Below are 12,731 nucleotides of genomic sequence, written 5' to 3' on the forward strand. Positions count from 1 at the left end.
TCTGGCCCTGTGAGATCAGCACGTCTGCCTGACGTAGCTTCGCGACGATCTCCTCGGGCTTCGGGGGCTTTGCCATCTTGTCCGTCCTCCAGGCTCAAAAGCCATACCAAAGGGCGGACCACTTCAATGGGGGCTGACCACCTGCACGACTGGTTTTCCGAGGAAGGCCGGCGCTTCGATCCGGCGCTCCTGCGCGGCCCCGACGCGAACACCCATGTCTACGCTTGCGGTCCTCGCCGCCTTACTGAGGCCGTGCAGGCGGCGCTCGCCGCAAATGGCTGGCCGCCCGAGCAAGTCCATGTCGAGCACTTCGCCGCCGTCTCAGACGAAAACTTCAAGCCGGAACCATTCGGCGCGCGGATCGCCTCCACCGGCGCTGTACTCCACGTGCCGGCGGACCGTTCGCTCCTCGATGTGCTGCGCGAACACGGTTTCTCCCTACCCTCCTCGTGCGAACTCGGTGTCTGCGGCGCCTGCGAATGCGGCTACCGCGACGGCACGGTGATCCACCGCGATGCGGTGCTCCCGATCGGGAAACGCCAGGATCGGATGACCCCGTGTGTCTCGCGCGCCCGCGTCGGCGTGACTCTGGACCTTTGACGGGCCCGCGATGGATCGACGGGCGTTCGCTTGACGGTCGAGGGGAAAATTCCAAGAATAGGTCACGAAGCAGTCGTAAGCTGCTCACGATATGGGCGGCAAGGGGATATTTTATGCTAAACTACTGCTGCTCATCAATTTTGTTGGCGCCTCCCTGAAAGCCTAGCTACGTTGGCTGGGTCTCGTGGGCTGATCACGAGGCTGCCGTGAGGTGGTGAAGATGCCGCGCAAGTCTCAGGACGGAGCCTTCCCGCGCCAACCGGACGTCCTGACGGTGCCCCCGGCGACCCTGCGCGGGAACCAAGCCTACGACGTTCTGCGCCGCGCGATCGTCTCGTGCCGGATCCTGCCGGGCATGCGCTTCACCGAGGCCGAAGTGATGGAGCGTTACGAACTCGGCAAGGCGAGTTGCCGGATTGCGCTGCAACGGCTGATCCAGGAGGGCTTCGTCGCTTCGATGCCGCGGCAGGGCTACCGGGCGGCCCCCGTCACCGTGAGGGATGTCGACGAGGTTTTCGCGCTCCGCGTTGTCCTGGAGCCGCTGGCCGCGCGGGGGGCAGCCGGCCGCGTAAACCGGGCCCAGCTCGAACGGCTGGAGCGGGCCTGCCGCGACCGTGCCGTGACCGACGTCGGCAACCAGATCGACTTCTTCCTCGAAGCCAACCGCAGCTTCCACATGGCGATCGCGGTCTCGGCCGGTAACCAGCGCCTGTGCCGGACGCTGTCGGGCCTCCTCGACGAGATGACCCGGCTCGTTGCGCTGGGGTTCGGCGTGCAGGGCGTCCGGCCGAACATCGAGAATGACCACAGCCTGATGATCGAATGCCTAGTCGCCGGCGATGCCGACGGAGCAGAAGATGTGGCGCGCCGTCACGTCGAGACGTTCCGCGAGATGACGATGGAAAAGGTCGTCCAGAGCCTTCGTGATACCGCCGCCCTCGTGCCGATCGATGCGGCGCTCCAGAGCGGCGACGGCTCCGCATGAGCGTCGTTTCAATCAGGGGCGTGAACAAATGGTTCGACCGGCGCGAGGGCGAGCCACTCCATGTTCTGCAGAACATCGACATCGAGGTGCCGGCGAGGGCGATCGTCGCGCTGCTCGGAGCCTCAGGATGCGGCAAGAGTACCCTCCTGAACATCATCGCCGGACTGATCCCGCCCGACAGCGGAACCGTGCTTCTCGACGATGTGCCGTCCGCCGAATTCCGGAACTGGCACTCGATGACCTACATGTTCCAGGAGGATCGGCTGCTGCCCTGGCGCACGGCGGCCCAGAACGTCGCGTTCGGGCTCGAGGCTGAGAGCCTTCCCGCGACGGAGCGGCGCCGGCGCGCCTGCGAGACGTTGGCCCTCGTCGGGCTCGCCGGCTTTGAGGACGTCTATCCGCACGAGTTGTCCGGCGGCATGCGCAGCCGCGTCGCCCTCGCGCGCAGCCTCGTAACCGAGCCGGCGATCCTCCTGATGGACGAGCCGTTCTCCAAGCTCGACCCGTCGATCCGGGCGCAGATGCATGCCGAGGTCCTGCGCATCGCGAGCCTGCGGAAGATGACGCTGATCTTCGTCACCCACGACGTCGAGGAGGCGATCGTCCTCGCCGACCACGTCGTCGTCTTGCATCCGCGTCCCGGGCGCGTCGGCGAGGCGCGTGCGATCGATCTGCCCTATCCGCGCAACCCGCTGGCGCCGGACGTCGCCGAGGCGGTGCGCGGCCTGCGCCTCGCCCTCGCAGGCTTGAGTCCCGCGTCATGCTAGAGCGGACGCCCCCACCCTTGCGCACGCCGCCATCCCTCCGCGCGACGCGCCGCGCCGCGACCAGATTGTGTCGCCTGCGCCTCGTCGCGATGCGCTTCGGCCTGATCGCTCTCGGGCTGGCCGCCTGGCAGGCGGCATCACTGCACGCGCCGAGCTTTGTCCTGCCGAGCCCCGCCCGAGTCTGGGGCGCGTGGTGCGCGCTCGTCGCCTCGAAGAGCTTTGCCACCGACCTCGGCATCACCTTCGGCCGCGTCGCATCCGGCTTCGCGCTGGCCGCTTTGGTCGGGCTTCCGCTCGGACTGCTGCTCGGTGCGAGCCGGGCGCTGGGCGCGTTCTTCGAACCGGTCCTGACGGTTGTGAACACGGTTTCCTCGACCATCTGGGCGATCTTCGCGCTGATCTGGTTCGGGCTGTCGAACTGGACCACGATCTTCGTGGTGTTCATGACCGCGATGCCGCTGATCCTGACCAACGTCTGGCAGGGCACGCGGACGGTGAACGCCGACTACCTCGAACTCGCGCGCACCTTCCGCATGCCGCGGTGGAAAGTGCTCTTCAAGGTCTATCTCCCGACGATCCTGCCGTCGTTCTTCTCGGGCGCACGCCTCGCCTTCGGGTTCGGCGCACGCGTCAGCCTGGTGGCCGAGTCCCTCGGGGCCAGCAGCGGCATCGGCTACCGCCTGCGGCAGGCCGCCGACCTCGTCCAGACCGATCAGGTCTTCGCGTGGACGCTCACCCTAGTCACGCTGATGATCGGGCTTGAATCCCTCGTGCTGAAGCCCCTGGAGCGGCGTCTCTTCGCCTGGAAGCGGACCGCGCAGACATGACCATCGCCCTTCGCCACCGCCCCCTCGGTGCCTTCGACCGCGACGACCACGACCTTTGGAGACGTGCCTCGATGACCGTGATGAAACGCGTCGGCCTGGTCGCCGCAGCCCTCGCGAGCCTTGCCGCCGCACCATGCCCCGCACGCGCCGAGACCGTGCGGATCGGCTACTGGAGTTCCGGGGTGAGCCTCGGCTTCGGGGCCGTCCTCGAAGCCGGCAAGTTCATGGAGAAGGAGGGGCTCACCGTCGAGTACCTCAAGTTCCCGGATGTGAACGCGCCGACCAAGGCCATGGCCGCGGGCGCGATCGATTTCGCCATCGCTGCCAGCGCGGGAACGTCCTTCAGCGTCGCCTCCGACGGCCTCCCCCTCAGCATCGTGCTGGCGACCCAGGTGGCCGACCTCGACTTCGTCGTCCCGGAAGCCTCGCCGATCCGGACGATGGCCGACCTGAAGGGCAAGAAGATCGGGACCTCGCCCTCGGGCAGCGCCACCGCGGCGATCACCTCCGCGATCCTGGAGACGAATTACGGCATCAAGCCCTCGGACTACGAAAGCGTGCCGGGCAACGATCCGCGGCTGGCGCAATTCCTGGCGCAGAAGGACATCGACGCGGCCGCCCTGCGCACGGTCACCCTGGCCCTGCTGCCCGATGCCAAGCTGCGCAAGCTCGGCTCCTTCCGCGCCGAGTGGAAGGCGATCACCAAGCAGGACGCGCCGCCCGTCCTCGGCGTCGGGCTGATGCGCAACGACTGGCTCAAGGCCAACCCCGCGGGGGCCGCCAAGGTCGTCGCCGCCATGCGCAAGGCCTACGAGTTCGGCAAGGGTGACAAGGCCGCGGTTGCACAGGCGCTCATGGCGGCGGCCAACCTCGGCGAAGCCGACGCGAAGGCCTACGCCGCCCTCTGGGATCACATCTACACCGTCAGCATGGAGCCGGCCGACGTCGCCTCCCTGAAGAACGAGTTCGCGGTGTTCAAGGCCGTCGGCGTCGTCAAGGGCGACCTGCCCGACGCCGCGCTGGTGACCGGCCCCTACGAGGCGTCGAAGGCGATCCGGTGACCGCCCGCGCCATTCAACGATCAACCGGAGGAGACAGCATGTCCGAGACGATGAAGGCCCTCGTGCTTCGCCAGCATGGCGAGATCAGCGACCTCGCCGTCGTCCACGACCACCCGAAGCCGAAGGCCGGCCCCGGCGAAGTCGTGATCCGGGTCGGCGCCTCGTCGTTCAACTACCACGACGTCTTCACCGTGAAGGGCATGCCCGGCATCAAAGTACCGTTTCCGGTGGTGATCGGCCTGGACATGGCCGGGCAGGTTGTCGAACTCGGCGAGGGCGTCGCGAACTGGAAGGCGGGCGACCGCGTCCTCGTCAACCCGCTCAACAAGGCCAAGGGCCTGATGGGCGAGATGATGGACGGCGGCATGGCTGAATACTGCCGCGTCTCCGCCGACCAACTGATCGCGATGCCCCCGGACGTGAGCTACGCCGACGCGGCGTCCCTGCCGGTGGCCTACGGCACCGCGCACCGGATGCTGATCACCCACAAGACGGTCAAGGCGGGCGACCGGGTCCTGATCCTCGGCGCCAGCGGCGGCGTTGGCACCGGATGCGTGATGCTGGCCAAGCAACTCGGCGCCGAAGTGATCGCCTGCGCCGGCAGCGCCGACAAGATGGCGCGCCTGACCGAACTCGGCGCCGACCACGTCGTCAACTACCGCGAGACCGACTTCTCGAAATGGGCGATCCAGACCTACGGCAAGCCCCAGCGTCGCACCTACGAGGGCGGCGTGGACGTGGTCATCAACTTCACCGGCGGCGACACCTGGGTGCCGTCGCTGAAGTGCCTGAAGCGAGGCGGGACCCTGCTGGTCTGCGGCGCCACCGCCGGCCACGATCCGAAGGAGGATCTCCGCTACGTCTGGAGCTTCGAACTCAAGATCGTCGGGTCCAACAGCTTCTACGACGACGACCTCTCGGCGTTGATGGACATGATCCAGGCCGGCACGCTCAAGCCGGTCGTCGACAAGGTGCTCTCCCTCGAAGAGGCCGCCGAGGGCCTTCGCATGATCCAGGACCGCGAGGTCATGGGCAAGATCGTCGTCGCTCCCTAGGACCGGATCAACAGCATGTCGGACACCTCACTCACCAAGGAACAGGTCGAGGCGCTGCTTCTGCGCGGGCCGTTCCACCAGTGGCTCGGCCTCGGCGTCGTGGCCGTCGGCGAGGGCACGATCGAACTCGCGGCCACGTGGCGTCCGGAATGGGTCGTCAACGCCGAGAAGGGCTACACGCACGGCGGCATCCTTGCGACGCTGGTCGACCTCACGGCCGACTGGGCGCTGGTGTCGAAGACCGGACGCGGCGTGCCGACGGTGGACCTGCGCGTCGACTACCATCGGGCGGCGATGCAGGGGAACCTGCGCTGCCTTGGCAAGGTCGTGAAGTTCGGCGGCCAGATCTCGGTCGCCGAGGCGCAGATCCTCGACGCCGAGGGCCGCCTGCTAGCCAGCGGGCGCGGCGTCTACATGACGGCACCGGCGAAGTGATCGTGCCGACCGGCGCCGGCGAAGGGATCGCGCTTTCTAGGGGGCGGACGGCATGAGCCGCCCCGCGAGCCGATCCGCCTATGACGGACTGGACCATGTCGTCGTCAACGCGATGCGCGACATGGACGCCGCCGCGGAGACCTTCACGGCGCTCGGCTTCCGGCTGACGCCGCGCGGGCATCACTCGCTCGGATCGATCAACCACCTGATGATGACGCGGGGGCCGTATCTCGAGCTGGTCGGTGTGCCGGAAACCGGGCTCCAGCGCCGCGACGTACTCGACTCGCCCTTCGGCCTGAACGGCCTCGTCATCGCCAGCGGCGATGCGGACGCGAGCTTCGCGCGGCTGAGCCGGACCGGGCTGCCTGTCGAGACGCCGGCGACGTTCTCCCGCCCGGTGACCGTCGCCGGGCGGACCGAAGAGGCGCGCTTCCGCACCGTTCGGTTTCCCGCCCACCTCTTCCCGGCGGGCCGGATCTACCATTGCGAGCACCTGACGCCGGACCTCGTCTGGCGACCGGAATGGTTCGCCCACCCCAACGGCTTCAACTGGATCGATCGGGTCGTCGTCACGAGCCGCGATCCCGAGGCGGAGGCCGTCCGCTACGCGGCCGCCTGCAACGCGCTCGCGCAGCCCGATGCCGACGGGTGGTCCATCCGGCTCGGGGACTTCCACCTCCACGTCGTCGCCGGCGGCGCGCCGCGCTTCTTCGAACTGGGGTTGCGCTTCGATACCCTGGAGGAGATCGAGCGCCGGGCCCGTGCCCTGCCGGGGGCCCTGTGGCTTCGCCACGACGCCGCCCGCGCAACCCTGACGCTCGCCGCCCTCGACCTTCTCGTGGCCTGCCGGAGTTCATGATGAGCCGCGCCGACGCGATCGACAACCTCGGCGCCCTCGTCGACCGCTCCGGCGATCCGGACCGGCCGGTCTTCATCGGGTTCGACGGCGAGGCGCGCGAGACCGTGATGACCCGCGCCGGCCTCGACGCGATGGCCGACGCGTTCGCCCGCGGTCTCCTGCGCGGGGGACTCGCGCGCGGCGACCGGATCGCGATCCTCGCGGCGAACCGGCCCGAGACTGTCGCCCTCGTCCTTGGAGCCATGCGGGCCGGGATCGTGCCCACACCGGTAAATCACAAGTTTCCCGCGTCGACGGTGGCGTGGGTGATCGCCGATTGCGGCGCCCGCCTCGTCGTCTGCGACGCCGCCCGGCACGCGGCCTTCGCGGGTGCCGTCCCCATCGCCGTCTTCGACCGCGACGGTCCGGATGGGCTGGCATCCTGGCTCGACCCCGGCGCGTTCGAGGCTGTTCGGCCGTGGGCCGACGAGGCGGCGCTCTGCCTCTATACCTCGGGGTCGACGGGGCGGCCCAAGGGGGTGATGTTGGGCCATGCCGCCCACCTCTGGGTGGTGCGCACGCGGATGGCGGAGGCGGACCTCCGCGCTGAGCGCCTGCTCATCGCCGCGCCGCTCTACCACATGAACGCGCTGGCCCTTGCGCTCCTGGTCTGCGCCTCGGGATCGAGCGCGGTGCTGCTCCCGCAATTCGACGCGAAGCGCTACATCGCGGCGGTCGGGCGATACGGCTGCACCTGGCTCACCGCCGTGCCGCCGATGATCGCGATGATGCTGCGCGAGGCGGGCGCCCTGGCCGAAGCCGACCTCTCGGGGGTCCGCACCCTGCGCATGGGCTCTGCGCCGGTGAACGAGACCCTCATGGACCAGACCCGGACGCTGCTTCCGAACGCCCGGATCATCAACGCCTACGGCACGACCGAGGGCGGTCCGATCGTCTTTTCCGGCCATCCCTCGGGCCTTCCCATCCCGGTCGGCTCGGTCGGCCACCCGCATCCCCAGGTGCCCGTCCGCCTGGTCGGGCCGGAGGCGCCGGACCTCGGCGTGCTGCAGTTGAAGAGTCCGGCGATCATGCTCGGCTACCACCACCGCCCGGACACCCCTTCCCCGATCACGTCCGACGGCTACTACGACACCGGCGACGTGTTCCGCCGCGATGCGGACGGATTCTACTTCTTCGTCGGCCGTGCCGACGACATGTTCGTCTCGGGCGGCGAAAACATCTTCCCCGGGGAGGTCGAGACGGTGATCGAGACGCATCCGGACGTGCTCCAGGCCTGCGTCGTGCCGGTGGAGGACGCGATCAAGGGGACGAAGCCCGTCGCCTTCGTGGTGCGCCGCCCGGGCGCGGCCGTCACCGAGGCGGAGGTCAAGAGCCACGTGCTCGCCCACGCCCCAGCCTACCAGCACCCGCGCCGGGTCTGGTTCCTCCAGGGTATGCCCCTCGCCGCGACGGGCAAGATCGACCGCAAGGCGCTCCTCTCGCAGGCCGAGGCGGATCTGCGCAAGGCGGATCTGCGCGGCTCTGATGCGACCGGCTCATGAGCCGTCCGACCGATAGGGACCGACCCTGGGTCTCCCAGGCGATCCGGCGGATCGAGGCCGACATCAACCGCTCGGCGGACACGCACCTGATCCGGCTGCCCCTTCCGCACGCCCCCGGGATCGAGCTCTATCTCAAGGACGAGTCGAGCCATCCCACCGGCAGCCTGAAGCACCGCCTCGCCCGCTCGCTGTTCCTCTACGCCCTGTGCAACGGCTGGATCGGCCCCGAGACGACGATCGTCGAGTCCTCCAGCGGCTCGACGGCCATCTCGGAAGCGTATTTCGCACGTCTGCTCGGGCTGCGCTTCTTCGCGGTAATGCCGCGCTCGACCTCGGCCGAGAAGGTCGCCACGATCGCCTTCCACGGCGGAGAACCACACCTCATCGACGGCGGGAACGTCAGCGACGCTGCCCAATCGCTCGCCGGCGAGATCGGCGGCCATTACATGGACCAGTTCACCTTCGCCGAACGGGCGACGGACTGGCGCGGCAACAACAACATCGCCGAATCGATCTTCGCGCAGATGGCCCTGGAGGACGCCCCGGTCCCGGCCTGGATCGTCTGCGGCGCCGGCACCGGCGGTACGTCCGCGACCCTCGGCCGGTACATCCGCTACCGCACCTACCCGACGCGCCTGTGCGTCGCTGACCCGGACGGCTCGGTGTTTCACCGCCATCACGCCGACCGGACGGTCCAGGGCGTTCCCGCCTGCGGCAGCGTCATCGAGGGCGTCGGCCGGGCGCGGGTCGAGCCGTCCTTCATCCCTGACCTGATCGACCGCATGATCGCGGTGCCCGACGCGGCCAGCATCGCCGCGGCCCGGATGACGAGTGCCCGCCTCGGCCGACCCTGCGGCGGCTCAACGGGCACGAACGTTTGGGCTTGCCTGCATCTCGTCGAGGAGATGCGCGCGCGCGGCGAAACCGGATCGGTCGTCACTTTGCTCTGCGATTCCGGGGAGCGCTATCGCTCGACGCTCTACGACGACGGCTGGCTCGCCGCCCGGGGTATCGATCTGACGGAAGCCGAGACGCGCCTGGCCGCCTTGTTCGGGACCCTGGCATGACGGTGCCGCCTGCCCCGCAGCCTACAGTCGACGCCCCGAAACGCCACGCTGCCGGGTTCCCCCGATCCACCACGCGCCGGCGAACCCGAATGGAGACGACGCAATGGCCCACGCACTGTCTTCTGGCACCAACGGTCCCGTCGCGGGCCACGGGGCGAACCAGCCTGATCTTGACCGCCCCGAGATCCGCGAGGCCAGGGCCGACCTGGCCGCCTGCTTCCGCATGGCGGCCCGTCATGGGCTCGAGGAGGGCATCTGCAACCATTTCTCCGCCCTGGTGCCGGGTTACGACGATCTCTTCCTCGTCAACCCCTACGGCTACGCCTTCTCGGAGATGACCGCGTCCAAGCTCCTGGTCTGCGACCTCCACGGCACCGTCGTCGCGGGCGAGGGGCAGCCCGAGGCGACGGCGTTCTTCATCCACGCCCGGATCCACGCTCGCATCCCGCGGGCGCGCGTCGCCTTCCACACGCATATGCCCTACGCCACCGCCCTCTCGATGACGGAGGGCGAGCCGCTGATCTTCGCCGGCCAGACCGCGCTCAAGTTCTACGGCCGCACCGCGGTCGACCGCCACTACAACGGGCTCGCTCTCGACACCCGAGAGGGCGACCGCATCGCCGACGCCGTGGGCGAGGCCGACATCGTCTTCATGAAGCATCACGGGGTGATGGTCTTGGGACCCACCATCGCCGAGGTCTGGGACGACCTCTACTATCTCGAACGGGCGGCCGAGGTGCAGACCCTGGCCCTCTCCACCGGGCGGCAAGTCCTCCCCGTGGAACCCGCGATCGCCGAAGCCGCGTACCGCCAGATGCGCGCCGGCGATCCCGAATCTGCCCGTCTGCATCTTGCCGCGATCCGAAGGACCCTGGATCGCGAGGAGCCGGCATACCGGGATTGAGGCGACGGACGTAAACGACGGAACGGGCGACCTGATCGCCAATCCGCATGTTCGCGACGCCTACCTCGGTGGCTGACCCGGAACGGCCCGTGCGGATGCACCTCGGTCCTCTCCACCTTAGCGATGAGGCCGCACCGATACCGATCCTCGTGAAAGGGCGACATCTGATCCTCATGCGGGACGGCGAAAGGCTCGTCGCGGCGGAGCGGGCCTGCCCTCACGAAGGCGCCGACTTGTCGCTCGGACGCTGCGCGGCGGGCCGGATCCATTGTCCGAGGCACCTAGCCTCCTTCGACCTCGCATCAGGAGCGGTCTCGCCGGGCTGGTCCTTCCGTGCGCTTCGCCTTTACCGCGTGATCCGAGCGAATGATGGTCTCTGAACCACTATGGACTAGACCCGCGTGAAGCACTTCCTGCGCGGCCTGGAGCAGGTCGCCGTGTCCCGTTCGGACCGCACATGCTTCGCGCGACGCCTAACGCTCTGCGGACGGCGCGCAGCCGAAGCTGGTTCGATAGCTGCGGGAGAAGTGGGCGATACTCGAAAACCCGCAAGCCGTCGCGATTTCGCCGATCCTGAGCGGGCTCTGGCGAAGCAGACGCCGGGCGTGGGCGAGGCGGATCGCCTTGTACTGCGCCGAGAAGCTGAGGCCGCACTTCTCCCGGACCAACCGATCGAGATGGCGCTCGCTGAGTCCGGCGAGACCGGCCATCGCGCGCCGGCTGAGCGGTGCCTCGACGGTCGTCTCCATGGTCTCGAGGACGGTCAGCAGGGCGGGGTGATGGACCGCGTAGCGCTCGGCCGTGGACGCTCGCTGCGGATCGGCCGCGGCGCCGATTGCCGTGTGGAGAAACCAGTCCGAGACGCGCCGCGCGAACGCCTCGCCCATGCGCCCGGCGATCAGGGTATGGATCATGTCCAGGGGGGCGACGCCGCCGCCGCAGGTGAGACGGTCCGGATCGGTGACATAACGTGCGTGCGCGAGGCGCGAAGTCGGGAACGCTTCGACCGTAGCGCCGGCATATTCCCAGTGGACTGTGAAGGGACGATCCGAAAGGAGCCCGGCTGCGGCCATCACGTAAGGGCCGCCGGAGATCCCTCCGATGCGCACGCCGAACCGGGCCAGACGCCGCAGCACGGCGTGGATGACGGGTCGGTCCCACGCGGTCGGTTCTCCGCCGGCGCAGACGAAGACGGTATGGAGACGCCCGTGCTCGCGGGGCAGCCCCTCCGTCGGCACTTCCGCCCCGGAGGAGGATGCGATCCGGCCCTCTCCCGTCTCTCCGAAGTAGCGCAGCCGGTAGAGGTCGCGGCCGGCGAGTTGATTGGCGGCCCGGAACGGTTCGCATGCTGAGGCGAACGACAGAAGCGCGAAGCCGGGAAGCAGAAGGAAGCCGATTTCCTGGGTACGGTCCCCCGATGCCGCGACTCCCACACCCGCCGTTTTCTCCGCACCCTGTCCCATAGGCACAAAAAACCGTCTCTTGACGACAAGCGCAACGGCGAAGGTCGATCATGCTGGCCACCATTCGCCGTTTTCGCCGAGGGACGCACGCCAAATGCCCGGTTCCGTCGTCCCCACGCTGCATCCGTCTCCGACACGGGCTGCGCGCCGTTGCGGGTTCCCGCAGCAGGAAGCCGCCTGATGGCCGGACGGGTCGACGTCGCCGCGCTGGGCCTCGGCGCGATGGGAAGCGCGGCCCTCTATCAATTGGCGCGAAGGGGCGCCTCCGTGATCGGCCTCGATCGCTTCGCACCGCCCCATACCCTCGGGTCGAGCCACGGCGAGACGCGGATCACCCGCCAGGCCGTCGGCGAGGGGAGCGACTACGTCCCCTTCGTCATCGCCTCCCATCGCATCTGGCGCGAGCTCGAGGCGGAGACCGGGGAGCCCCTCCTGAACGCCTGCGGCGCCCTCGTCATGGCTCCCGGCGACGGCGTCTCTTCTCACCACGGCAAGCCGGATTTCGTCGGCCGCTCGGTAAGTGCGGCACGCAGGTTCGGGATCGCGTACGAGGTGCTCGACGGTGCGGCTGTCGCCCGTCGCTTTCCGCTATTCCTGAACCTCGCCGGCGACGAGAAGGCCTATTACGAGCCCGGCGGCGGCTACGTCTTCCCCGAGCGATGCGTTGCCGCGCAGTTGCGGCGCGCGGGCGAACGGGGCGCCGAGATCCGGACGGGGTGCGAAGTCCTGGCCCTGCACCAGGACGCGGCCGGCGTGCATGTCAAGACGGCCGACGGCAGCATCCTCGCGGACCGCGCCGTCGTCAGCGCCGGCGCGTGGACCGCTTCGCTCCTCGGCCGCCCGTTCGACAGGCTGCTCACGGTCCGGCGCCAGCTCCTGCACTGGTACGCCGTCGACGATGTCTCGGCCTACGGACCCCGGGCTCCGGTCTTCATCTGGATGTACGGTACCGGTGACACCGACTACCTTTACGGCTTCCCGCCGATGCCAGGCGTCCGTTCGATCAAGGTCGCGACCGAGCAGTATGAGACCCCGTTTCATAATGGGCAGAACAGCTTAGCTATTGGGTGAGCGGCGAGCATCGCGGGCGTTGGGAGAGTGTCTGACGCTCACCCAGGAACCCCGATGTGGACGCCCGCCGCCCGCGCCGAGCTTGCGCGCGAGAGC

At 68.7% G+C, this 12,731-nt stretch carries 13 protein-coding genes and 1 pseudogene; 13 read left to right on the forward strand and 1 reads right to left on the reverse strand.

The window, feature by feature from the left end; genetic code table 11:
* Positions 1-126: 126 nt before the first annotated feature.
* From MKK60_RS20640 to MKK60_RS20695, 12 genes are all read left to right on the forward strand, one after another.
* The gene (locus MKK60_RS20640; protein ID WP_243988398.1) at positions 127-600 is read left to right on the forward strand and encodes a flavin reductase family protein; all 474 of its coding nucleotides are present in this window, start codon (positions 127-129) and stop codon (positions 598-600) included.
* Between the two features lie 220 nt (positions 601-820).
* On the forward strand, positions 821-1,585 hold the full coding sequence (locus MKK60_RS20645) for a GntR family transcriptional regulator (protein ID WP_279604188.1): 765 nt from the start codon (positions 821-823) through the stop codon (positions 1,583-1,585).
* Positions 1,582-2,352, forward strand: a complete 771-nt coding sequence (locus MKK60_RS20650) for an ABC transporter ATP-binding protein (protein ID WP_243938686.1) — start codon at positions 1,582-1,584, stop codon at positions 2,350-2,352. Before MKK60_RS20645 ends, MKK60_RS20650 begins: the two co-directional genes overlap by 4 nt.
* 17 nt (positions 2,353-2,369) lie before the next feature.
* A complete protein-coding gene (locus tag MKK60_RS20655) occupies positions 2,370-3,179 on the forward strand; it encodes an ABC transporter permease (protein WP_243988400.1) in 810 nt (269 codons plus the stop codon).
* Positions 3,176-4,240 carry an ABC transporter substrate-binding protein gene (locus tag MKK60_RS20660; protein ID WP_243988401.1) on the forward strand — a complete coding sequence of 355 codons (1,065 nt, stop codon included), beginning with the start codon at positions 3,176-3,178 and terminating at the stop codon, positions 4,238-4,240. Before MKK60_RS20655 ends, MKK60_RS20660 begins: the two co-directional genes overlap by 4 nt.
* Positions 4,241-4,278: 38 nt before the next feature.
* Positions 4,279-5,295 carry a zinc-binding dehydrogenase gene (locus MKK60_RS20665; protein ID WP_243936802.1) on the forward strand — a complete coding sequence of 339 codons (1,017 nt, stop codon included), beginning with the start codon at positions 4,279-4,281 and terminating at the stop codon, positions 5,293-5,295.
* Between the two features lie 15 nt (positions 5,296-5,310).
* Complete coding sequence (locus tag MKK60_RS20670; RefSeq protein WP_147726782.1) at positions 5,311-5,730, forward strand: PaaI family thioesterase; 420 nt, start codon at positions 5,311-5,313, stop codon at positions 5,728-5,730.
* Positions 5,731-5,782: 52 nt separating this feature from the next.
* The gene (locus MKK60_RS20675; protein ID WP_243988402.1) at positions 5,783-6,589 is read left to right on the forward strand and encodes a VOC family protein; all 807 of its coding nucleotides are present in this window, start codon (positions 5,783-5,785) and stop codon (positions 6,587-6,589) included.
* Entirely contained in the window at positions 6,586-8,130 is a 1,545-nt protein-coding gene (locus MKK60_RS20680; protein WP_210248637.1) for a class I adenylate-forming enzyme family protein, read from the forward strand. The genes MKK60_RS20675 and MKK60_RS20680 overlap by 4 nt, the downstream gene beginning before the upstream one ends.
* Complete coding sequence (locus MKK60_RS20685) at positions 8,127-9,197, forward strand: PLP-dependent cysteine synthase family protein (protein WP_147726778.1); 1,071 nt, start codon at positions 8,127-8,129, stop codon at positions 9,195-9,197. Before MKK60_RS20680 ends, MKK60_RS20685 begins: the two co-directional genes overlap by 4 nt.
* 103 nt (positions 9,198-9,300) lie before the next feature.
* Complete coding sequence (locus MKK60_RS20690) at positions 9,301-10,101, forward strand: aldolase (protein ID WP_147843111.1); 801 nt, start codon at positions 9,301-9,303, stop codon at positions 10,099-10,101.
* 173 nt (positions 10,102-10,274) lie between these two features.
* The gene (locus MKK60_RS20695; RefSeq protein WP_243936838.1) at positions 10,275-10,481 is read left to right on the forward strand and encodes a Rieske (2Fe-2S) protein; all 207 of its coding nucleotides are present in this window, start codon (positions 10,275-10,277) and stop codon (positions 10,479-10,481) included.
* A gap of 93 nt (positions 10,482-10,574) precedes the next feature.
* On the opposite strand, the gene MKK60_RS20700 is transcribed toward MKK60_RS20695, so the two are convergent.
* Entirely contained in the window at positions 10,575-11,564 is a 990-nt protein-coding gene (locus MKK60_RS20700; RefSeq protein WP_243988403.1) for a GlxA family transcriptional regulator, read from the reverse strand.
* A 180-nt stretch (positions 11,565-11,744) separates the two neighbouring features.
* Here MKK60_RS20700 and solA point away from each other — a divergent pair.
* Positions 11,745-12,596 (forward strand): annotated as a pseudogene (gene solA, locus MKK60_RS20705) (N-methyl-L-tryptophan oxidase); the annotation flags it as partial.
* Between the last annotated feature and the right edge of the window lie 135 nt (positions 12,597-12,731).

Origin of the sequence: Methylobacterium sp. J-092 (genome assembly GCF_022829325.1) — a bacterium.
GTDB lineage: Bacteria > Pseudomonadota > Alphaproteobacteria > Rhizobiales > Beijerinckiaceae > Methylobacterium.